Genomic DNA, 22040 nt, shown 5'->3' with positions numbered 1-22040 from the left:
GCTCCATCAGTGCGGTTCCTGCTCTTCACTGTACTGGGTTTGCCACATGGCGGCGTAGCGGCCGTTCGCGGCCAGCAACGCCTCGTGCCCCCCGCGCTCGACGATCTCCCCCGCCTCCAGCACGATAATTTCATCGGCGTCCACCACGGTGGAGAGCCGATGAGCGATCACCAGCGTGGTGTGGTTGCGGCTCACCTCGCGCAGGTGCCCCTGGATTTCGCGCTCGGTCTGGGTATCCAACGCGCTGGTCGCCTCGTCAAACACCAGGATGGCCGGATTTTTCAGAATGGTGCGCGCAATCGCCACCCGCTGCTTTTCCCCGCCCGACAGCTTCAGCCCGCGCTCACCCACCCGGGTGTCATAACCGTCGGGCAGACCGACGATAAAATCATGGATATGCGCCAGCCGCGCCGCCCGCTCGATTTCTTCATCGCTGGAGCCGGTTTTGCCGTAACCGATGTTATAACGCAACGTATCGTTGAACAGCACCGTATCCTGCGGCACGATGCCGATCGCCTGCCGCAGGCTGGCCTGGGTCAGTTGGCGAATGTCCTGGCCGTCGAGGGTAATGGCGCCCCCCTGCACGTCGTAAAAGCGAAACAGCAGGCGCGACAGCGTGGACTTGCCCGCGCCGGAGGCGCCGACCACCGCCACCGTGTGGCCCGCCGGAATGGTAAAGCTCACCTGCTTGAGGATCGGCCGACGCGTGTCGTAACCGAAGCTGACCGCGTCGAACTTCACTTCTCCGCGATCGAGGCGCAGCGGCTGCGCATCCGGGCTATCGACGATCTCACGCGGTTCCTGCAGCAGATCGAACATGTTCTCCATGTCGATCAGCGCCTGGCGCACCTCGGAATAAATAAAGCCGAAGAAGTTCAGCGGCTGATACAGCTGCAGCAGATAGGCATTGACCAGCACGAAGTCGCCGACCGTCATCGTCCCCTGCGTAATGCCCTGCGCCGCCATGGTCATCATCACGATCAGTCCGATCGAAATAATGGCGGTTTGTCCCAGGTTGATCGCCGTAAAACTGAATTGGTTCTTGATGGCGGCGTATTCGTACAGCCGGCGCGAGAGGTCGAAACGCTCGGCCTCGAACTCTTCATTGCCGAAGTACTTCACGGTTTCATAGTTCAGCAGGCTGTCGATGGATTTGCTGTTGGCGTCGGCGTTGGCCTTGTTGAGCTCGCGGCGAAAGCGGGTGCGCCAGCTGACCGCCAACACGGTGAACAGGATGTAGCAGCCGACCGTCGTCAGGATCGCCAGCGCGAACCAGCCGTTCAGCATATGCCACATGATCGCCGTGACCAGCGAGAGCTCGAACAGGATCGGCACGATGGAGAACAGCAGCCGCGACAGCACCGTGGACACCGCCTGAGTGCCGCGCTCGATGGACAGCGACAACCCGCCGGTCTGGCGCTCCAGATGGAAACGCAGGCTCAGCGCATGCAGCTGGCGGAACACCCGCACGCCCAACAGGCGCGTGGCGTTCTGGCTGACGTGGATAAACATTACGTTGCGCAGTTCCTCAAACAGCGCGCCGCCCACCCGCGCCACGCCGTAGGCGACGATCAGCCCAAGCGGCACCGCCAGCATTTTCGCCGTCTCACCGCTCAGCGCATCGACCATCGCTTTATAAGCCAGCGGCACCAGCGTGGTGCTGACCTTGGCCGCCACCATGAACACGAAGGCCACCACCAGATACCCCCGCAGCCGCGGGTTGTCTTTCGGCCACAGATAGGGCAGCAGGAATTTCAGCAAACGGGAACGATCCATCATGTAATATTCATCTTCTCGATCGGGATCGCGGCGCACAGCCGCGCGGGGTTATGAGTTTGGCCTGGCCGACGGCGAACGCCGCACCCTCCCATTTTCCTGCGGCGACAACTCAGCATCATCCGTCAGGAGAAGCGGCGGCGGCTCGGGCAAAGTTCAGGCATGGAGGAGACAATCACATGACCCAGACGTATGCAAAGCGCTTTGCGCTGGTCTTTGACTATATCGACCGCCACCTGGACGAGGCGCTCACCGTCGAAAAACTGAGCGAAGTGGCCCACTTTTCGCGCTTTCACTTTCAACGCCAGTTTAGCGCGTATTGTGGCATCTCGGTGTGGCGTTATATCCAGTGGATGAGGCTCAAACGCGCCTCGTACCGCCTGGCGTATAACCCGCTGGAGCCGGTGATTGACATCGCGCTGGACGCCGGTTTTCAAAACCCGGAGTCCTTCAGCCGCGCCTTCAAACAGGCGTTCAGCCAAACGCCAAGCCAGTTTCGCAAACGGCCGGCCTGGATCGATTGGCAGCAGCGCTTTCCCGAGCCGAAACACAAAAGGAAACAACCCATGAAAGTAGACATTGTCGACTTCCCGGCCACGCCGGTGGCGATGATCGAACATCGCGGCCCGTCCGCGCTGGTCAACGAAACCGCCGCACGCTTTATCGAGTGGCGCAAAACCAGTGGCCTGTCGCCGGTCAGAAGCAGCCGCACTTACGGTATCGCACCGCACGATCCGGCCACCACCGAAGCGCAGGACTTCCGCTTCTTCATTTGCGGCGAGGTCACTGCGCCGATCCCGGAGGACAACGCCTTCGGCGTGGTGAACGGCACGCTGCCGGCCGGGCGCTGTGCGGTGCTGCGCCATCTCGGATCGCTGGATGGGCTCTCGGAAAGCGCCCGCTATCTTTACAGCGAGTGGTTGCCGGCCAGCGGCGAGGAGCTGCGCGATTTTCCGCTCTATTTCCACTACCACAACTTCGTGCACGAGGTGGCGGAATATGAACTGGTGACCGATCTTTATCTGCCGCTGAAATAGCTGACATCCGGCTCCGCAAGGAGCCGGATTGACGTTAACAGGACGGCGACGAACCCTGCGGCGGCAGATAGCGCTGCGGATCGAGCGCGGTGGCGCGATAGCGGATCTGGAAATGCAGGAACACCGAATCGGTGCCGGTGCTGCCCATAGTGCCAATCTTCTGCCCCGCTTTCACATCCTGGCCGTTGCGCACCAACGTAGTGTCGTTGTGCGCGTAGGCGGTAATAAAGTCTTCGCCGTGCTTAATCATGATCAGGTTGCCGTAGCCGCGCAGTTGGTTGCCGACGTACACCACTTTGCCCTTGGCGGAAGCATAGATCGGCTGGCCGCGTTTACCGGCGATATCGATGCCCTTGTTGCCGCCATCGGCATTGGAGTACGCCTGCGCGATCCGGCCGCTGGCCGGCCAGCGCCAACAGCGGGCGGCGCCCGGCGGCGGCGTTTGCTTGGCGATCGCGGAGGAAGACGTTTTACGGCGCGTGGCGGCGGTTTTGGTCGGCGCGCTGCCGCTCAGCCGCAGCTTTTGCCCCACTTCCAGGCTATAAGGCGGGCGTATCTTGTTGATTCTGGCCAGATCGCTGACTTCGCTGTCGGTGATCCAGGCGATGTAGTACAGCGTATCGCCCCGTTTGACGGTGTAGGACTTGCCGGTGTAGCTGCCCTTCGGCAGTTTGTCGTAGTCGCGGTTGTAGGTATTTTTACCCGAACACCCGGCCAACAATAGCCCCAATGTCAGACACACCGCGATGCGGCGCCACCTCGCCAGCTTGCTTCCTGTGCTCAAATCCTGTCCCCAATCGTCTTTTCGGTTCTGATACGCCTCAGCCGCACAGTGTAACATTTGCGCCGGGTCAGTCAAAAAGCGGGAAAGAGGCAACTATCGGAAAACAGCGGGCACGGAGGCCGCTGCGGCGCGATCGGCGGGAGGAAAATGGCGCCATAAGGCGCCAAACCATGCAGCGATGTCGGGATTACTGTTTACCTGAGGTCAGCAAACTGAAGCTGGTCATCAGATTGCGATAGTCAGGAATATGTTGAGAGAACAGGTTCCCCAACCCTTCGATATCATTTCGCCAATCGCGGTGCAATTCGCACGCCGCGCCAAACCAACTCATCAGCTGCGCGCCGGCCAGGGACATGCGATCCCAAGCCGCATCGCGCGTAATCGCATTGAACGTGCCGGATGCGTCGGTGATGACGAAAACCTCATACCCCTCTTCCAGCGCAGAGAGCGCAGGAAACGCCACGCAAACCTCGGTCACCACGCCGGCGATGATCAGTTGTTTCTTGCCCGTGGCCTTTACCGCCTTGACGAAATCTTCATTATCCCAGGCATTGATATTGCCGGGACGAGCAATATAGGGGGCGTCAGGGAAAGTTTGCTTTAGCTCTGGCACCAAAGGGCCGTTCGGTCCGTTTTCAAAACTCGTGGTCAGTATCGTCGGTAAATTGAAGTATTTAGCCAGATCGGCCAGCGCCAAAACATTATTTTTGAATTTATCCGGATCCTGATCTCTAACCAGGGACAGTAGCCCCGTCTGATGATCGACTAATAAAACGGCGGCCTGTGTCTTATCTAATCGGTTATATTTAAAAGTCATTCCCTTCTCCTTTATCATCAAAATCATCAAATTCCGATCGCCCCATGCATTCCAAGCATGTAGCATGCTTTCAAACGCTCCGACATCAGGCTAGCAATGAACCAGCCGGGTAAATAGCACGATTATTGGGAATGAGTGTTTCACCACTGGGAAGGTTAATTTTATATGATAGATTTCAATGAGATGGTTATGTTTGCCAGAGTAGTTGAATGCGGTGAATTTCTTTCCGCCAGTAAGAAGTTTGGTATACCCAAATCGACGCTATCAAGACGAATATCCAATTTGGAAAAAAGGCTTAATGTCAGGCTTATTCAGCGCTCAACGCGAAACCTCATGGTCACCGATATAGGAAAAGAATATTTTCAGTACTGCCTGCAGATGATTAGCACCGCAGAGAAAGCGGAATGCCTTATTATTAACAAAAGCGAAAAACCCACTGGAAAAATAAAACTGACCTGCTCAAACATTCTCCTGGATCTTGGCCTAACGGAAGTGCTGGCGAGATTCATGCTGCAATATCCCAAGGTCAATTTGCATGTGAAAATATTTAATCGCAACGTGGATATTATTTCTGAAGGGTATGACCTCTCATTAAAACTCATCGCCGATGAGCCCAAAAACAGCAATTTGGTGATGCGTCGAATTTGCGCTGTGCCCACCGCATTTATGGTCGCCCCCTCTGCAGCTATTCAGTACCAAAGTATAAATACGCCCGAAGATCTCTCCAGTTTGCCAACGGTCGGGTGGTTATCGACCCATCTTCAGGCCGCCTGGACGTTTCAACAAGCCGATCGCGAAGTCAAAATAAACAACGAGTCGCGCATGGTGTGCGATGACATTCGCCTGATCAAGGAATCGATCGTAAAAGGCGTCGGCGTTGGCTGTCTGCCGCTGAAATTAGCCCGCCAGGAACTGCTCGACGGCAGCCTGAAAACGCTGCTCGACGACTGGACATTGGAACAACACAAGATTGTCGCGTTTTACCCTTCCAGACAAGGACTCCCCCCTTCGGTAAGGGCGCTGATTGATTTCATCGTTGATGAACTGGCCGAATAACACGCCGCTTCCAAGCATAAACGCCACGCCGGATTTACCGCAGCGATTAAAAAGTGACTACTATAATAGAGCGCTCGGAAAAAATAGAGTGCCCCCGAGGATCGCAACAAAGAGAATGGAGCTGTAACATGCTAAACCTTGATCGCAATAATCTGCCCCTCCTGAGCGAAGAACTGCTCAAAAAGCAACGCACCACCCTGCTGATCATCGCCTTCCTGCTGCTGGCGGGCGGCATACTGTGCCTGGTCAACCCTTTCGCCTCCGGCGCGGCGCTGAGCATCGTGGTCGGCGTCCTGCTGCTGTTGAGCGGCGCCGGGCTGATTATCGCCATGATCGCCAACCGGGCGCAGAATACCTGGCCGATGATCGGCGGCATTCTGCTGGGCGTGGCTTACCTGATTATCGGCTATGTGTTCATCACCAGCCCACTGGCGGGCATTCTGGCGCTGGCGGTGTACCTTGCCGTGCTGTTCGCGCTCGGCGGCATCGCGCGCCTGGCGTCCGGCTATATGCGCCGCGGATTGCCGGGCAACTGGCTGCAGTTCGTTATCGGCGTGCTCGATTTGATCATCGCCTGGATGCTGATCGGTTCAGGCCCGGCGGCGTCGGTCACGCTGGTGACGGCGATCGTCGGCATCGAAATGCTGGTCAGCTCCTTTGCGCTGTTCCAGGCGGCGAATCTGTTTAAACGCGCCTGACTCTACCGGCCCGCCATCGCGGGCCTCATCGATTTCGTCGCTTCCAGACACAACAAGGCGATACCCCCTCGGCTTGTCCGTGGTTATCTTCATCGGTAAGTGCCAATATAGGCGCAGACAAGGGAGCTGAAACCGATGACAACCCATTCCACCCCGTTGAACTCGCGGGAAGTCTGCCTGCAATTACGCCATTTCAATCAGGTAATCGGGCAACAATGCCGCAATATGGCGCGCCAAAATACCACCTGCCCGTGCTGCCTGACGGACATCGCCACCGGTTGCGACGCCGGTATCAAACTGTGCGGCCAGCAGTTGGCCAAACCCAACCCGCAAACCCCGTTATTCCGGCAGATTCGCAACTTGCTGCTCGATCTGCGCGCAGAAGCGATAGGGGTTCACAGAATAGACGTCCTGAACCGCACCAATAACGAAATATCCTGGCTGTTGCGCGAGCTGTATTTCGAGACGTTCTGACCCCGCATTTTATCGGGGCCGCTAAAGCGAAAACCGAAAGCGAGATACAGGCTGTTGGCGACGCGATTATGTTCATCAATCATTAACGTCACCGGCTCCACGTCATACAGCCTGAACTCCGCGAGCAGTCAGCGGGAGGAGCCCGTTTAAAAGCGGCTCTGGCAAAGGAAACGTCCACCGGCGCGGGATTAACCGGCGGCAGCGGTTTTCGGCAACACGAAGTCAACCCGCCGATTCTTGGCCCGGCCCGTCGGCGTGTCGTTGGAAGCCACCGGTTCAGCCTCCCCTTTTCCCCGTTCACTCAGACGAGATTTTTCTACCCCATGTGCGATCAGCCAAACAGCCACCGCACGTGCGCGTCGCAGCGACAGATCCCGATTATATTTATCGCTGCCCACCGCATCGGTATGCCCCTCGATCACCACGTTCCCTACCGGTTCGGCCGCGATAAATTGCGCCACCTGTTGCAGCGCAGGCTCCGCTTTAGCAGCAATCGCATCGCTGTCGAAGGCGAACAGCACATCGCTGCGCATCGATAACGTTACGGCATTTTTGCTGTCTCTGACGGAAATGTCGGCGGATTGTTTAGCCAAATCCGCTGCCTTACTCTGCAGATCAAGGACGCCGGCATTCAGCCCCGAAGGCAAACCAACCAAATCCAGCCGGGTGGCCTTAAGATCGAGTATCACCGGTTTCCCCACGGATGCCGGCTCTCCGCTGTCAGCCCATGAACCCAATGACACCAACCCAAAGGCTAACATCCCCCCCACACAGGCGGCTTTCCTGAGGCCGTTCATCGCTCAACGATCCGTAATGGCTATCGGCCCGAGCGGCTCGACATTGGCGATCGTCAGGTACACCTCTTTCACATCAGGTGGAGGCGCAGGGAAGCTGCCAAACCAGGTGGCGACATAGGGAATGCCTGAACTTGAGCTGAATGACACGCTGGGAGAGGCCAGTGGGACATTATTGCTATCGGTAAGCAGCAGGTATTTTTTATTACCCACCAGAATATAGAAGGATTTCTCAAGACTGCTTTTATCCAGACTGCTATACAAGCCTTGTCCATTAAGGTTGTCTTTCAACCCTTTGAAACGCACTTTGATGGTCAGGATTTCACCGTGGCGCACGGCCTCGGTCACTTGCGCTTCGGCTACGCCGCTGCTGACGATCCCGGTAGCCAACGGTGTCACGGGGGGATCTTCCGCGAAGGCCATGCCGGGGAACATTATCGACGCAAACAGGCAGGAAATGACGAATTTTCTGACATGCTGCATGATCGGAGTCCTTATTCAGGGGGAATTGAAGATTGTTCTTTCAACAACCAGGCAATGCCACTGCGGTCACTCTGTCCCGGAATTATAGTAAAGCACCTCATATTCATGAGAGTTATCCCTGAAAGCGTAACCTTGGTCACGTTATGCTTGCGCATGAATTCTCCCCCGTTAGCGCTTATTTTGCTGAATGACGGCTTCATACCAGCATTCCCTTCCGCTCATCCTCTCTGCTGTTCATCCCACTTTACGACCGCCGTCACACCTCGCCACCGCTAAATTGCGTTGGTTATAGAGTCGTCTACAATTCAATCGAATTACCCCCTACAACATCAGAAATTATTATTATTAGAGGTGATTATGTTACAGAAACACGAAAACGTAATAAGTATGACTGTACTAAGCCCGCAAGCCACCCAACAGCTGATGCCATCGTTCTCCTTCTTGCCCCACACGCAACACGCCGACGGCAAATATCGCCTGCGCCGTTATTCGGTCGTTAAATACCTCAACCCCAACGTCGCCGAAGTAGGGCCGCGCACTTTCATGCAGTCGGATCAGATCAACCACTTCCAGGGCAATGTGGTGCGCCGCTTCGAACCTATCGACAGCGCCGTGTTGCAGAGCGCCGGCATGGCAGAGATGTGCAACCTGTTTGCAGAGAGCAACGACCTGCCGGAAGGCGCCGAGATAGAGATCCACCAGATGCGCGTGGTCGCTATCGAGAAAGACACCCAGGTGGCGCCGGAAGGCATACACCAGGACGGTTTCGACCATATCGCGATGATCGCCATTCACCGGCACAACATCGTCGGCGGTGAAATCATGCTGTATGACGACAGCCGCCACGATCCTTTCTTTAAAAAAGCGCTGGCGGACGGTGAGGCCGTGCTGCTGGCGGACAGCAAACTGTGGCACAACGCCACGCCGATCAACGCCGTGAGCCCGGAAGAAGAAGGTCATTTGGATCTCTTTGTCCTCACCGCGCGGGGGGAGAAAGCATGACCTTTACCCCCGAGCTCGCCCGCGCCCAGTTCAGCGCCCTGTCACAGCAGATCGACGGCAAACCGGCCATCTTTTTCGACGGCCCCGGCGGTGCGCAAGTTTCACGGGGCGTGCTGGAAAAAATGACCGACTACCTGGGAAGGTACAACGCCAACCTGGGCGGCCACTATTTCTCGAGCCGGGTCACCGGCGAGGTGATGGGTCAGACGCGGGAATCGGTGCGCGCCTTGTTAAATGCGCCGTCGCCCGACAACATCGTCTTCGGCATGAACATGACCACGCTGACTTTTCATCTCAGCCGCATCATCAGCCGCGACTGGCAGGCCGGCGATGAAGTCATCGTCACCGCGCTGGATCACTACGCCAACGTCTCCAGCTGGCAGCAGGCCGCCGCCGACAAAGGGGCCACGGTACATCAGATACCGCTGGAGAGCGCCGACTGCGCATTGGATGCCGCGAAAGTGTGTGAGCGCATCAACGCCAACACCCGTCTGGTGGCGGTCAGCTACGCCTCCAACGTCACCGGCGGCATCGTCGATATCAAAACCATCGTTGAAGCCGCGCATCGGGTCGGCGCGCAGGTGTATGTCGACGCCGTTCATTACGCGCCGCATAACCTGATCGACGTGCAGGCGCTGGGCTGTGACTTCCTGGTGTGCTCCGCCTACAAGTTCTTTGGCCCGCACGTCGGCATGGCCTACATCGCGCCGCAGTGGCTGCAGCGCCTGCGGCCGTACAAAGTCGAGCCGGCCACCGACGTCGGCCCCGGCCGTTTCGAGACCGGCACGCAAAGCTTCGAGGCGCTGGCCGGCGTCGCGGCCGCTATCGAGTATCTGGCGCAGTGGGGCGCGCCCGGAGCGCCGTTAAGGCAGCGCTTGCAGGAGAGCTTCGCCGCCTACCACCGGCATGAAGAGGCGCTGTGCAGTCACTTTTTGCAACGGCTGCAGCAACTCGACGGCGTGCGGCTCTACGGCAATCCCCAGGCGGACAGCGCGCGCCGCACGCCAACCTTCGCCCTGACCTTCAGCGGCCATACGCCTGACGCGATCGCCCGCCGCCTGGGGCAGCACAACATCTGCGCCGGCAGCGGGCATTTCTATGCGTTGGGCTTGGTGCAACAGCTGGGGCTGCAGGACGGCGGCGTGCTGCGCATCGGCATGATGCACTACAACACTCAGGGCGAGATCGATACGCTGTTCAACGTGATCGCCGAAGATATTCTCAGTTAACCCGGCCATATCGGCCCGTTCATCTTATTGGGCAGGCCGAATAAGGTATCAAACTGCCCGTCTTTTCTTCCACCGCGTCCACGGCACGCAGATGCGTGCCTTTCTTTCCCCGCGTTACGAAATGCGGAGATAACGGACATATAATGCCGGAACGGGAAAAGAGGCCGGGATCGGCGCATCGTGCGGTTGTCACCCGATACGGCCGGGGCAGCGCATTGCGCGCATTCTCTTTTGGCTCAGCAGTGGGCATAATGACAAACACGGTCTGGGTCAGATGAGTATGAATGGTGAAGTCGCAGCGAATTACGTTAAATGACATTGCTGTACTGGCTGGTGTCACCAAAATGACGGTCAGTCGCTATCTGCGCACGCCGGACAGGGTTAAACCGGAAACGGCTGCGCGCATCGCCGCCGTGATCGAGGAAGTCGGCTATCAGGCCGATCCCGACAATCCCGCCCTCTATTCCAATAGCCCTCCCCTCATCGGCGTTCTGGTTCCTTCTTTTAACAATCTGATATTTGCTGATGTCCTCGCCGGCATTGAATCCGTGACGTCTATACAGGGTTATCAGACGCTGGTCGTCAATTATGACTACAACAGCAAACGCGAAGAGGAGCAAATTGCCGCGATCCTGGCTTTTAAGATTAAAGGGCTGCTGCTGACCGAGTCGGTCCATAGCCTGCGGGCGGAAAAACTCCTGAAGGCGGCAAAAATACCCGTTGCTGAAATCATGGGGCTGTCAGGCAATGCAGATCGAATTAACGTGGGTTTTGATAATGTGAAAGCCGGCTACGATATGACCACCATGTTGCTGGCCAGCGGTAAAAAACGCATTATCTATTTTGGTTCAATGTCTGATATCCGCGATGAACAGCGTTACACGGGATACTGTCAGGCAATGGCTAACCATGATTTGCCTACCGGTCGCATTTCCCCCAATAAGATCTCTTCCATTTCGATTGGGACAGGCATGATGACGCTTGCGAGCCAAATGTATCCGGATATGGACGGTATTCTCTGTACCAACGACGATCTGGCCGTGGGAGTGTTACAGGAATGCCTGGCAAACGGTATCGGCGTTCCAGCGCAAATTGCCATTGCCGGATTTCACGGTCTTGAGATCGGGCAGATCATTACCCCCCGGTTAGCCAGCGTACTGACGCCACGGTATGAGATGGGGAAAGTGGCGACAGAGATCATAATAAAAAAAATTAAAGGGCTGCCGACCATTGAACATGTCGATCTCCACTTCCGCCTGTCAATGGGGGAGACAATATAGCGTTCCCCGCCAGTGACTTCATCACTGGCCATAGCTGCCCGCGTCGTCAGAAGAACATCACTCGCTATCCCGGCCAGAAATTCGGCCAGATGGCGTCACCCACCTGACCGAATGCCCCCTCAACGTGCCTTGCGGCGCCGGAGCCAGAATAGGATCAGCAGAATAATGACGACCGCCGTGGTGGCCATGCCAGGCAGAATCATCGGCTGTGCGCGCGCCAACAGCGGTTTCGGCCCCCCGGCGCGCACCTCACTCACGTCGGCCTCGCTCACGCTCAGCGTGCTGTTGCCGTATTTCTGCAGCACGAAGTTAGCGATATCGGCAACTTGCTTATCCGTCAGTTCTCCGACATAGGAACCGGCGCCAAAGCTCGGCATCAGGACGTGCTTACCGTCAACCCGGCGATCAACCCCCTGCAAAATGGCGGCAATCAGGTTTGACGGGTTGTTCGCGGCCGTGGTGGAGTTGTTGAATAGCGAAGGGTAAGCCTGGTTCAAACTGCCGCTGCCGTCCGGCTGATGGCAACTGGCGCAGTAGCCGCTGTAGAGCGCCTCGCCGCTATTGAGCGTGTGGTTGGCGTTGGGCGAATTCATGCCGCGGAGATGGTGCTCAACGTTGTAGTGCGACTGACTGAGGCCATTGCCCTGGCGCCCCTCGCCCTGTGACGGCACGGTCTTCAGGTAAGTTGCAATCGCCTGCAGCTGCCGGTCGGTCAGGTATTGGAAGCTGTGCTCAACGGCTTCAGCCATTGGCCCCGCAGCTTGTGCGCGCCCTTCCGCCCGACCGGTTTTCAGATAGTTCACTAACTCCTGCTCGCTCCAGTCGCCGATCCCTTCCTGGCGATCGGCGGTGATATTCGGCGCGTACCAAGAACCCAGCGATGCCCCCATCAGGAAGCGCGAATTGTCTTCCGCCATCAGCACATTACGCGGCGTATGACAGGTTCCGCAGTGAGCCGGCCCCTGCACCAGCGCGGCCCCCTCGTTCCACGCCTCACCTTTCGTCACATCCGGGGTGAAACGCCGATTATCCAAATAAAGCATGTTCCACACCGCCATGGAGAGGCGGATGTTGAACGGAAACGGCAGATCGGTTTGGCGCTTGGCTGGCTCATCGACCGGGGCAACGCCATGCATGAAATAGGTATACAACGCGTGGATCTCGTCATCACTCAGACGGGTGTAGGCGGTGTAGGGCATTGCCGGATAGAGATACGTCCCATCTTGCCGGATCCCCGAGCGCAGAACGTCGGCAAACGCCGCTTCGGAATAGCCGCCGATGCCGTATTTTACCGATGGGGTTATATTGGTGGCGTAGATAGTGCCCATGGGAGAAGCAATGCCGTACCCCCCGGCAAAAGGCTTGCCCTGCTGCTGCGTATTCGTATGGCAGGCCATGCAGTCCGAGGCGATAGCCAGCGCTTGCCCTTTAGCGATCAGATCGCCGTCCTGGGCATGCGCCGCGAAGCCGCTTCCCAGCAGCAGCGTCGCTGCCAACGAATGGGTGATTTTATTCATTTGCTCTCCAGGGCGCGCAGTACGTCATTGGCCGCCTTGAGTCCAAGCGCCGCCATCGTCAACGTGGTGTTGACAACGCTGGCTGAAACCATGGCGCCTCCACCCGGGATCCAAAGGTTGTCATGATCGTGGGCGCGGCAATTGCCGTTCACCACCGAGTTCGTGGGATCGCTGCCCATGATCGTGCCGCCCATAATGTGGTTGTTGGCATTCAGCTTGTCGTTAATCACAAACTCTTGCGCATCGAACAAGTCGCCAATCTGCCGTAGCTGGGTTTTGACCACTTCCAGCCCTTTGCGCACGTAATCGCCGACGTCGTAGTGGATGTCCGGGCAGGCCAGGCCATGCTTGTCTTTGCGGGTGGAGCTCAGAGTAAGACGGTTGTTCGGATCCGGCAGCGGTTCCAGGCTAATGGAGAGATCCACCGAGCGGCTGGCGCGATCGCGCACTTCATCCTGCAGCGCCTTGCCGACCTTGCCCGATTTCAGTACTTCAAGGGCGGAGGGGATCACCCGGTTGATGTTGTTGATGATGATCTTGTTGGCGGAGTGGTCGCTGCGGAACGCGCCGTCACGATACCCCACCATGCAGCTGCTCTGCGCTGGGCCGCGGCCAACCCACAGGGCCTCTCGCGCCAGGAAGGAGCAGTGCAGGCCAGAGTGATCCATCATGTTGCGCCCCACCTGATCCGAGCTGTTCGCGATGCCGTTCGGGTTCTTTTCGTTGGCCGCCAGCAGCAGTAAGCGCGGGTTCTCAATCCCATTACAGGCCAGAACGAACGCTTTACCGATCGCCCGATGGGAGTTATGCGCCGTGTCGTACCAGTGAACGGCGGTGACGCGGTTATTGTCGTCGGTGTCAATTTTGTACACCACCGCCTCGGGGATCACCTTCGCCCCCTTGTGTTCGGCCCGTTCAACGTGGTGAATGCCGTTGTACATGGCTCCGATCGGGCAAATCGGCTGGCAATTGTTATTGCCGCAGCAGGTGGGCCGTCCATTCCAGGGCCGGGTGCTGCGGCCTTGCGGAATGGGCACCGATTTAAAGCCGTGAGGATTAACAATCTCAGCAATGCGTCTGTCGCCGTAGGCCCAGGGCACCATGTCCATCGGGTAAGGCCCGCTGCGTTCCGCAGGGGACTGCCACTCCGGATTATTCGGGCCGGCAACGCCTATTTCCTCTTCGGCTTTCGCGTACCACGGTTCGATATCTTCGTAGGAAATAGGCCAGTCTCTCCCCACGCCATAGAGGGATTTCATGCGAAAATCATTGGGATGGTTGCGCCAGCAAGAAGCGGCCCAGTGCCAGGTGGTTCCCCCCACCACACGCAAATAGCCCTGTTTAAAGCCTGAGCCATTGGGGCCGGTCAGTTTGATATAGTCGTTCTCCGGGAAATAGAGCGGCGCGGTGGCGTACTCCGATTGCGGGTAAAGCCCCTGAAAATCCGACCCCGCACGATTGTGCAGTGGCATATTGCGCCAGTTTTCCACAGCCTGTGCGCGCTCAATGCGCGGGCCTGCCTCAAGTACCAGCACCGAGTAGCCCTGGCTCACCAAAGCATCCGCCATCAGACCGCCCACAATACCGGAACCGACAATGACGACATCGGCCTCTGCATCGCCGGAAGCATTAATTATTGGGCTTTTCACACGCGATCCTCATATTTTTTATCGGCTACGGCAGGCAAATCTGTTGCGGGAATGGAAGGTTGGCGGGTAACGCCCGGCGGCAAGCCGGTCCACCACAGCGGGCCAAAATTACACCAGGTCGGCACAATCAGGGCATCCTGAACCGTGCGATACATCAGCGCCTCTTTATAACTAATCAACTGCCCCTGCTCGGCGCTTGAAGGATCTACGGTTCCGGTATACCACGCGGTCACGATCGCCTGGATAAGCTCCCTTTGCCCCTGTTCAATCGCATGTCGGTTCAAGGTTTCCGCATCGGTGGCTTGCTGGCTCAGGATGAACAGGGCGTTGAGTTGCGAGTTCAACTGAGGAAAATGTTCGCGCAGTGCGGAAAAATAGCGGGCGGAGAGTGTGACGTCCAAATCATCAAACTCGGTAATTTTTCTCGAAATTTGTAAAAATTGCGCGTACTCAACGGGCGAGGCGGCAATTTGCGCCCGTTCGGCATAGGTTATATTTGAATAAGGCAACAGGCTGGCGGCGACGATGACGCCCACCATTTTCCCCAGCGCCTCCCTGCGGGTAAGCACGATTTGCAACGACATTATTAGCTCCGAAATAATTTATTTTTATATAGTTTTTTTAATATCTATCAGAACGCAGGCAAACCAAAATAAAAAATTGTGCTAATGGGGAGGAATCGCATTAAAAGATCAAGGCGTTATGAGATTGGCTACATCTACGACAGAGGTAAACTCACGGCCTTTAATGATGTAATCTGAACCTGAAGCAAATATCCCTGTAAATAATACGGCGTAATCTCTGCCGTAAATTTATTCAACCCAACTCAATTTTTAAAAGTTAGGGGCTATGGCGTTGACGGGAAAGGCGTATTCTTCGGAATCGCGGCAGACGGCGGATGAGCGAGGCTTTCCGCCGGGCAGCCTGAAGTAGCGATACCAGCCGCCGCTGAACGTCTTGCTACGTCAGCAGGGCGCCGTCGATTTTCGCCACAATTTTGCGCAGAACTGCCGGTGTTGTGCAGGTACTCATCGGGCGATGCAGCTCCCCCGGAAAGATAACGGCAAGTTCACCGGGTTGCAGGTGGATGAGAGTCTCACCGGGGATCGCCGGGCTAAACCCAAGGTCGTGCGCCTCGTTAAATGGCTCACTCAGGGGCAAAGGCAGCCCCAGAACCCCGGCGCCAATCACTTCTCTCCCTTCCAGGACAAGATGGATATCCAGATACTGGCGATGAAACTCCGGCTTCTGGTCGGACAATAGTTTGGTTTCCCCTTCAACGACGTTAAAGAACATCTGTTTACCCTGCACCTGATAGTGGCCGATAGGTAAATTGTACGGCTCACTTTCAATAATGCTGGCCAGCATTTTTCGAATGGCTGCCGGATAGAATCTATTATTTACGGCAGTGGTTAAGGCATCAATTATCATAATATTTTCTCTGGTCAATATCGGCTCGGTATTTCACCGACAAAAACAATGACTGGGTAGTTTTATGACAACACGCAATCTCGGCGTAATTACGGTAGAATCGCTATTAGTTCGCTCTACGGGCGCCACTATGAATAAGCAACAAAGCAAACCGCTTTGTTTCTAATATTTACAACCTATCTCCACTGTGAGTAAACTCCACCTGAAAGGCTATTCGGCATGGTGAAATAAGTCATGGCCTATCTCACGGTTTTTAGCCGCTTAAAACTGTGACAAAAGTCACTTAATTAAGTGTTACGAAACAACGTTACTTATCCTGTGATCCACGGCAGAAAATCACTGGTTATTCACCGCTCTCGCCAAAATCGATCGATTTCGCATTCTCCTCCTACGGGCATAATGGGTTATTTGCCCCGATAGTCACTGACAGAAGCCATGAAATTGCACACGAGATCACGCCAGCAGTAACATGCTTTTTTAACACTCTTTGGCGTGATGCAGATCGCAAAAATAAGCGGTAAAAAAACGTCTGATACAGGGTATCCCCTATTTTTCAGACAGGATCGCAACGATGCACACTGACACTCAACCTACCATTTTGCTTATCGCGCCGGTGATGGATGCTTTACAGGCCGCGTTGGACGCCCGTTACCGGGTATTCCGTCTCTATGAACAATCAGATATTCCAGCCTTCCTGGTTCGCCATGGCGCAGACGTTCAGGCGGTGGTCACCCGTGGTGATGTGGGGGTAACCCGGGAGACGCTGGAACAGCTGCCGCAGGTGGGCATGATTGCCGTCTTTGGCGTGGGGACTGACGCTATCGATCTCAACTACACCCGGGAACGCCATATCAGCGTCGGGATCACCGCCGGCGTGCTGACCGATGATGTGGCAGATCTGGCTCTGGGGCTAATGCTGTCCGCCAGCCGCCGCCTCTGCCAAGGGGACCGATTTGTACGTGAAGGCCGCTGGGAAACGACGCCGCCACCGCTGGCGACCAAAGTGAGCGGTAAACGCATCGGTATTTTCGGCATGGGGAATATTGGCCAAGCCATCGCCCGCCGGGCGAAAGGCTTCGATATGACCATCCTGTATACTGACCGCCAGCGCAAAGACGGCCTGGATTACCAGTGGTGCGCCGATCTGCACACGCTCGCAGCACAGAGTGATTTCCTGGTGATCGCGGCATCCGGCAGTGCGGAAAACCGCGGGATTGTTGATGCCAGCGTATTTAACGCCATGCCCGAACGCGCCTGGCTTATCAATATCGCCCGCGGCAGCCTGGTCGATGAGACGGCGCTGATAACGGCGTTACAAAATCATGTTATCGCCGGGGCCGCTCTGGACGTCTTTGAAAACGAACCCCATGTCCCGACAGCGTTCTTTGCGCTCGAGAATGTTCTGCTTCAACCCCATGTGGCCAGCGCTACCGTAGAAACTCGTCAGGGAATGAGCCAATCCGTTTTGGATAATCTGGCAGGTTATTTTTCACATCAGGATATACCTGGGTTAATTCAATAAAAATGATCGTTTGAGTTACGAATGATCATTTTATCCGCCGACACAATATCCTTTGTGAATGGCGGATATCATCGAGACGCTATTATGACCGATAAAATACCAGGAACTCGCTGGCTGCGGGTTATCGCGCCGATCCTTATCACCTGCATTATTTCATTTATGGATCGCGTTAATATCAGCTTTGCTCTGCCGGGCGGCATGGAACAGGATTTAGGCATTACCAGCCAGATGGCTGGCGTGGCCAGCGGTATCTTTTTTATTGGTTATTTATTTCTGCAAATCCCTGGCGGACGACTTGCGGTTTACGGTAGCGGGAAACGTTTTATCGCCTGGTCGCTCGTGGCCTGGGCGGTTGTCTCTATCGCCACCGGGTTCGTCACCCATGAATATCAACTGCTCGTGCTGCGTTTTATTCTCGGGATCTCCGAAGGGGGAATGTTGCCCGTTGTGCTGACCATGGTCAGCAATTGGTTCCCGGAAAAAGAACTGGGCCGGGCCAATGCCTTTGTCATGATGTTTGCCCCACTAGGAGGGATGCTGACCGCCCCGGTTTCCGGCGCAATTATTGCCGCCCTCGACTGGCGCTGGCTGTTCATTATCGAAGGCTTATTGTCGATCGTGGTGTTGACCATTTGGTGGCTGGTGATCAGTGACCGCCCGGAAGAAGCGCGTTGGCTGCCGGCGAAGGAACGCGACTATTTATTGACCGAACTGGCCCGGGAGCGCAAAGCGCGGGAAGGGATGGCGCCGCCGGCCAAAGCGCCGTTAAAAGCGGTATTTCGCAACAAGGGATTGATGCGCCTGGTCGTGCTGAATTTCTTTTACCAGACCGGGGACTATGGGTATACGTTGTGGCTGCCCACCATCTTGAAAAACCTGACCGGTGGCAGCATGGCCAATGTTGGGGTATTGGCGATTCTGCCGTTTGTTGCCACTCTGGCGGGGATTTATGTGATTTCGATGTTCAGCGATCGCAGCGGTAAACGCCGTTTGTGGGTCAGGATCTCCCTGTACTGTTTTGCGGCGGCGCTGATAGCCTCGGTGATCCTGCATGAGCATGTGGTGGCCGCCTATATCGCGTTGGTGGTGTGCGGCTTCTTCCTTAAAGCGGCGACCAGCCCCTTCTGGTCAATTCCCGGACGCATTGCGGCGGCGGAAGTGGCGGGCAGCGCACGCGGGGTGATCAACGGGCTGGGCAACCTCGGTGGGTTTTGCGGCCCCTATCTGGTCGGCGTCATGATTTATCTGTACGGACAGAACGTCGCGGTTTGCGCGCTGGCGGCATCGCTGCTGCTGGCGGGAAGTATCACCTTCCTGCTGCCGAAAGAATGCGATCGCACCTGCGAAGAAGCGGATAACCGCCTGCCATCCGGGGCCAAACAGAAATGGAGTTAAGCGGCAATAACGCGGTGTGGGCAGCGACGGCGGCTCACACCCGCATCAGGATTGGGCGGCGCGTTGTGTTATCGCGGTTAAATGCCAGGCCAATGGCTTGAGCGACTCACACGTCAACCCGCACCAAACGGTGATGCATCGTTGAGAATCAGCTTTTCTGAAAACGGTTATAACTCAATGGGGTGATGCATAGGGAGATTTTGGAGCGGGTGAAGGGAATCGAACCCTCGTATGCAGCTTGGGAAGCTGCCGTTCTACCATTGAACTACACCCGCATCGGTGTGCGACAGGCATTATAACCGGTTATCGGCGGCGGGCAAGCGGAGATGGCGCGTAACTGCCGATGTTTTAAGCGGTTAAGTCCCGTAGACGAAAAAAAACCGGCGCAGTCGCCTGCACCGGTTTTTGCACGCTAAACGGGATTATTTCTGTGGGCGCATCGCCGGGAACAGAATCACGTCGCGGATGGTGTGACTGTTGGTGAACAGCATCACCATGCGGTCGATGCCGATGCCCAGACCGGCGGTCGGCGGCAGGCCGTGCTCCAGCGCGGTGACGTAGTCTTCGTCGTAGAACATCGCTTCGTCGTCGCCAGCGTCTTTAGCATTCACCTGATCGGCGAAGCGCTGCGCCTGGTCTTCGGCGTCGTTCAGCTCGGAGAAGCCGTTGCCGATTTCACGGCCGCCGATGAAGAACTCGAAGCGGTCGGTGATTTCCGGGTTCACGTCGTTGCGGCGCGCCAGCGGCGACACTTCAGCCGGGTACTCGGTGATGAAGGTCGGCTGAATCAGATGGCTTTCCGCCACTTCTTCGAAGATCTCGGTCACGACGCGGCCCAGGCCCCAGCTCTTCTCAACCTTGATGCCGATGGATTCGGCGATGGCCACCGCTTTGCCCATGTCGGCCAGGTCAGCCAGATCGGTTTCCGGACGGTATTTCTTGATCGCCTCGGTCATGGTCAGCTTCTCGAACGGCTTGCCGAAGTCGAACACTTCATCGCCGTACTGCACCTGAGAGGTGCCCAGCACTTTCTCGGTCAGGGTGCGGAACAGGGTCTCGGTCAGCTCGATCAGGTCTTTGTAATCCGCGTAAGCCATGTAGAGTTCCATCATGGTGAACTCTGGGTTATGACGCGGAGAAACGCCTTCGTTGCGGAAGTTGCGGTTGATTTCGAACACGCGCTCAAAGCCGCCGACCACCAGACGCTTCAGATACAGTTCCGGCGCGATGCGCAGGTACATGTCGATATCCAGCGCATTGTGGTGAGTGATGAATGGACGCGCGGACGCGCCGCCCGGGATCACCTGCATCATCGGGGTTTCGACTTCCATGAAGCCGCGTTCCACCATGAAGTTGCGGATAGCCGACATCACCTGCGAACGCACTTTGAAAGTGTTGCGCGATTCTTCGTTGGCGATCAGATCCAGGTAACGCTGGCGGTAACGGGTTTCCTGATCCGCCAGGCCGTGGAATTTATCCGGCAGCGGACGCAGCGCTTTGGTCAACAGACGCAGTTCGGTGCAGTGGATCGACAGTTCGCCGGTCTTGGTTTTGAACAGCTTGCCGCGCGCGCCGAGGATATCGCCCAGGTCCCACTTCTTGAACTGCTCGTTGTACACGCCTTCAGCCAGATCGTCGCGCGCGACGTACAGCTGAATGCGGCCGCCCACGTCCTGCAGCGTGACGAAGGATGCCTTGCCCATAATGCGGCGGGTCATCATGCGGCCGGCGACGGTCACTTCTACGCCCAGCGCTTCCAGCTCTTCGTTGTCTTTATCGCCGTACGCAGCGTGCAGTTTGTCGGAGGTGGAATCGCGACGGAAGTCGTTCGGGAACGCAATGCCGTTCTCACGCAGGCCGGCCAGTTTCTCGCGGCGGGACTGCAGTTCGTTATTGAGATCCAGCGCCTGATCGGCGCCCTGTACTTGTTGTTCAGACATTTCTATTCCTCATAACCCGGCTTTCAAACTTGCCTCAATGAATTTATCCAGGTCGCCATCCAGTACGGCCTGCGTGTTACGCGTTTCGACGTTGGTGCGCAAATCCTTGATGCGGGAGTCATCCAGCACGTAAGAACGGATTTGGCTGCCCCAGCCGATGTCGGACTTGTTGTCTTCCATCGTCTGCTTATCAGCATTTTTCTTTTGCATCTCAAACTCGTACAGCTTGGCTCGCAGCTGTTTAAACGCTTGATCCTTGTTCTTATGCTGAGAACGATCGTTCTGGCACTGCACCACGATGTTGGTTGGCAGGTGAGTAATACGTACGGCGGATTCGGTTTTGTTGACGTGCTGACCGCCCGCACCGGAGGCGCGGTACACGTCGATACGCAGATCCGCCGGGTTGATTTCGATATCGATATCGTCGTCCACTTCCGGGTAGATGAACACCGAGCTGAACGAGGTGTGGCGACGGCCGCCGGAGTCGAACGGGCTCTTGCGCACCAGGCGATGCACGCCGGTTTCAGTGCGCAACCAGCCGAACGCGTAGTCGCCGATGATCTTGATGGTGGCCGATTTCAGGCCCGCGACGTCGCCGTCGGACTCTTCGATCACTTCGGTCTTGAAGCCCTTGGCTTCGGCCCAGCGCAGGTACATGCGCAGCAGCATGCTGGCCCAGTCCTGCGCTTCAGTGCCGCCGGAACCGGCCTGGATATCCAGGTAGCAGTCGGCGCTGTCGTATTCGCCGGAGAACATGCGGCGGAATTCCAACTGATCCAGTTTGCTCATCAGTTGATCCAGCTCGGCGACCGCTTCGTTGAAGGTCTCTTCATCGTCGGCTTCCACCGCCAGTTCCAGCAGCCCGCCAACGTCTTCGCCGCCCTGCTCCAGCTGATCGATGGTTTCAACGATGGCTTCCAGCGCGGCGCGCTCTTTACCGAGCGCCTGTGCGCGCTCCGGCTCGTTCCAAACGTCCGGCTGCTCCAGCTCGGCGTTGACTTCTTCTAGGCGTTCCTTCTTGGCATCATAGTCAAAGATACCCCCTAAGAACCGCAGTCCGCTCGGACAGGTCCTGAATTCGGTTTTTTACCGGGTTAATTTCAAACATGGTTTCGTTCTTTTACGTTGATGTCGTCGATGGCGGAATGCCATTGGA

The 22040-nt window shown here is 56.6% G+C and carries 20 protein-coding genes and 1 tRNA gene; 9 read left to right on the top strand and 12 right to left on the bottom strand.

From position 1 onward, the window contains the following. Positions 1–6: 6 nt before the first annotated feature. The gene (locus ACJ8PL_RS22940; RefSeq protein WP_028127682.1) at positions 7–1776 is read right to left on the bottom strand and encodes an ABCB family ABC transporter ATP-binding protein/permease; all 1770 of its coding nucleotides are present in this window, start codon (positions 1774–1776) and stop codon (positions 7–9) included. A gap of 179 nt (positions 1777–1955) precedes the next feature. Between ACJ8PL_RS22940 and ACJ8PL_RS22935 the strand changes: the two genes are divergently transcribed. Further along, on the top strand, positions 1956–2813 hold the full coding sequence (locus ACJ8PL_RS22935; RefSeq protein WP_016929951.1) for an AraC family transcriptional regulator: 858 nt from the start codon (positions 1956–1958) through the stop codon (positions 2811–2813). A gap of 34 nt (positions 2814–2847) precedes the next feature. Here the strand turns inward: ACJ8PL_RS22935 and actS are convergent, their stop codons facing one another. Both actS and ycaC read right to left on the bottom strand, forming a co-directional pair. Continuing rightward, on the bottom strand, positions 2848–3597 hold the full coding sequence (actS, locus tag ACJ8PL_RS22930) for an amidase activator ActS (protein WP_028127683.1): 750 nt from the start codon (positions 3595–3597) through the stop codon (positions 2848–2850). A gap of 187 nt (positions 3598–3784) precedes the next feature. Then, the gene (gene ycaC, locus ACJ8PL_RS22925; RefSeq protein WP_442531404.1) at positions 3785–4414 is read right to left on the bottom strand and encodes an isochorismate family cysteine hydrolase YcaC; all 630 of its coding nucleotides are present in this window, start codon (positions 4412–4414) and stop codon (positions 3785–3787) included. Positions 4415–4579: 165 nt separating this feature from the next. Here ycaC and ACJ8PL_RS22920 point away from each other — a divergent pair, with 165 nt between their 5' ends. From ACJ8PL_RS22920 to ACJ8PL_RS22910, 3 genes are all read left to right on the top strand, one after another. Continuing rightward, complete coding sequence (locus ACJ8PL_RS22920; protein ID WP_442531403.1) at positions 4580–5470, top strand: LysR substrate-binding domain-containing protein; 891 nt, start codon at positions 4580–4582, stop codon at positions 5468–5470. A gap of 128 nt (positions 5471–5598) precedes the next feature. Next, positions 5599–6168: an HdeD family acid-resistance protein gene (locus ACJ8PL_RS22915; protein ID WP_110147353.1), complete on the top strand. Its 570-nt coding sequence runs from the start codon at positions 5599–5601 to the stop codon at positions 6166–6168. Positions 6169–6303: 135 nt separating this feature from the next. Continuing rightward, entirely contained in the window at positions 6304–6642 is a 339-nt protein-coding gene (locus tag ACJ8PL_RS22910; protein WP_110147354.1) for a hypothetical protein, read from the top strand. A gap of 188 nt (positions 6643–6830) precedes the next feature. Here ACJ8PL_RS22910 and ACJ8PL_RS22905 read toward each other — a convergent pair whose 3' ends face one another. Further along, on the bottom strand, positions 6831–7439 hold the full coding sequence (locus tag ACJ8PL_RS22905; RefSeq protein WP_016929955.1) for an OmpA family protein: 609 nt from the start codon (positions 7437–7439) through the stop codon (positions 6831–6833). Between the two features lie 3 nt (positions 7440–7442). Next, a complete protein-coding gene (locus tag ACJ8PL_RS22900; protein ID WP_004931717.1) occupies positions 7443–7919 on the bottom strand; it encodes a hypothetical protein in 477 nt (158 codons plus the stop codon). Positions 7920–8306: 387 nt separating this feature from the next. Here ACJ8PL_RS22900 and ACJ8PL_RS22895 point away from each other — a divergent pair, with 387 nt between their 5' ends. From ACJ8PL_RS22895 to ACJ8PL_RS22885, 3 genes are all read left to right on the top strand, one after another. Next, positions 8307–8921 carry a 2OG-Fe dioxygenase family protein gene (locus tag ACJ8PL_RS22895; protein WP_227944643.1) on the top strand — a complete coding sequence of 205 codons (615 nt, stop codon included), beginning with the start codon at positions 8307–8309 and terminating at the stop codon, positions 8919–8921. Continuing rightward, positions 8918–10150, top strand: coding sequence for a cysteine desulfurase-like protein (locus ACJ8PL_RS22890; RefSeq protein WP_442531402.1), 1233 nt, complete (start codon positions 8918–8920; stop codon positions 10148–10150). Before ACJ8PL_RS22895 ends, ACJ8PL_RS22890 begins: the two co-directional genes overlap by 4 nt. A 287-nt stretch (positions 10151–10437) precedes the next feature. Next, positions 10438–11430: a LacI family DNA-binding transcriptional regulator gene (locus ACJ8PL_RS22885; protein ID WP_004931713.1), complete on the top strand. Its 993-nt coding sequence runs from the start codon at positions 10438–10440 to the stop codon at positions 11428–11430. Between the two features lie 119 nt (positions 11431–11549). Here ACJ8PL_RS22885 and ACJ8PL_RS22880 read toward each other — a convergent pair whose 3' ends face one another. From ACJ8PL_RS22880 to ACJ8PL_RS22865, 4 genes are all read right to left on the bottom strand, one after another. Then, entirely contained in the window at positions 11550–12947 is a 1398-nt protein-coding gene (locus ACJ8PL_RS22880) for a c-type cytochrome (protein WP_442531401.1), read from the bottom strand. After that, positions 12944–14596 carry a GMC family oxidoreductase gene (locus ACJ8PL_RS22875; protein WP_048794587.1) on the bottom strand — a complete coding sequence of 551 codons (1653 nt, stop codon included), beginning with the start codon at positions 14594–14596 and terminating at the stop codon, positions 12944–12946. The genes ACJ8PL_RS22880 and ACJ8PL_RS22875 overlap by 4 nt, the downstream gene beginning before the upstream one ends. Next, a complete protein-coding gene (locus ACJ8PL_RS22870; protein ID WP_004931706.1) occupies positions 14593–15180 on the bottom strand; it encodes a sugar dehydrogenase complex small subunit in 588 nt (195 codons plus the stop codon). Before ACJ8PL_RS22870 ends, ACJ8PL_RS22875 begins: the two co-directional genes overlap by 4 nt. A gap of 376 nt (positions 15181–15556) precedes the next feature. Beyond that, positions 15557–16027 (bottom strand): YhcH/YjgK/YiaL family protein, encoded by a 471-nt coding sequence (locus ACJ8PL_RS22865; protein ID WP_016929962.1) that lies wholly within the window; start codon positions 16025–16027, stop codon positions 15557–15559. Between the two features lie 571 nt (positions 16028–16598). Here ACJ8PL_RS22865 and ACJ8PL_RS22860 point away from each other — a divergent pair. Together ACJ8PL_RS22860 and ACJ8PL_RS22855 are read left to right on the top strand one after the other, a co-directional pair. Then, positions 16599–17549, top strand: a complete 951-nt coding sequence (locus tag ACJ8PL_RS22860; protein WP_079452404.1) for a 2-hydroxyacid dehydrogenase — start codon at positions 16599–16601, stop codon at positions 17547–17549. 84 nt (positions 17550–17633) lie between these two features. Beyond that, positions 17634–18944 carry an MFS transporter gene (locus ACJ8PL_RS22855; protein ID WP_079452405.1) on the top strand — a complete coding sequence of 437 codons (1311 nt, stop codon included), beginning with the start codon at positions 17634–17636 and terminating at the stop codon, positions 18942–18944. 201 nt (positions 18945–19145) lie between these two features. Here ACJ8PL_RS22855 and ACJ8PL_RS22850 read toward each other — a convergent pair. From ACJ8PL_RS22850 to prfB, 3 genes are all read right to left on the bottom strand, one after another. Next, positions 19146–19219 (bottom strand) — tRNA-Gly (locus ACJ8PL_RS22850). Between the two features lie 147 nt (positions 19220–19366). Next, positions 19367–20884: a lysine--tRNA ligase gene (gene lysS / locus ACJ8PL_RS22845; protein WP_004931697.1), complete on the bottom strand. Its 1518-nt coding sequence runs from the start codon at positions 20882–20884 to the stop codon at positions 19367–19369. Between the two features lie 9 nt (positions 20885–20893). Next, positions 20894–21992, bottom strand: a protein-coding gene (prfB, locus tag ACJ8PL_RS22840; protein ID WP_096242572.1) for a peptide chain release factor 2 whose coding sequence is annotated in 2 segments (ribosomal slippage) — positions 20894–21916 and positions 21918–21992 — 1098 coding nt in all. Because the reading frame shifts where the segments join, the coding sequence is not laid out codon by codon here. Positions 21993–22040 lie beyond the last annotated feature (48 nt).

Source organism: Serratia sp. CY83965 (assembly GCF_052166375.1).
GTDB classification, from domain to species: domain Bacteria; phylum Pseudomonadota; class Gammaproteobacteria; order Enterobacterales; family Enterobacteriaceae; genus Serratia; species Serratia marcescens.
The sequence above is the reverse complement of the archived record's forward strand: the minus strand, read 5'-3'. Positions and strand labels throughout refer to the sequence as shown.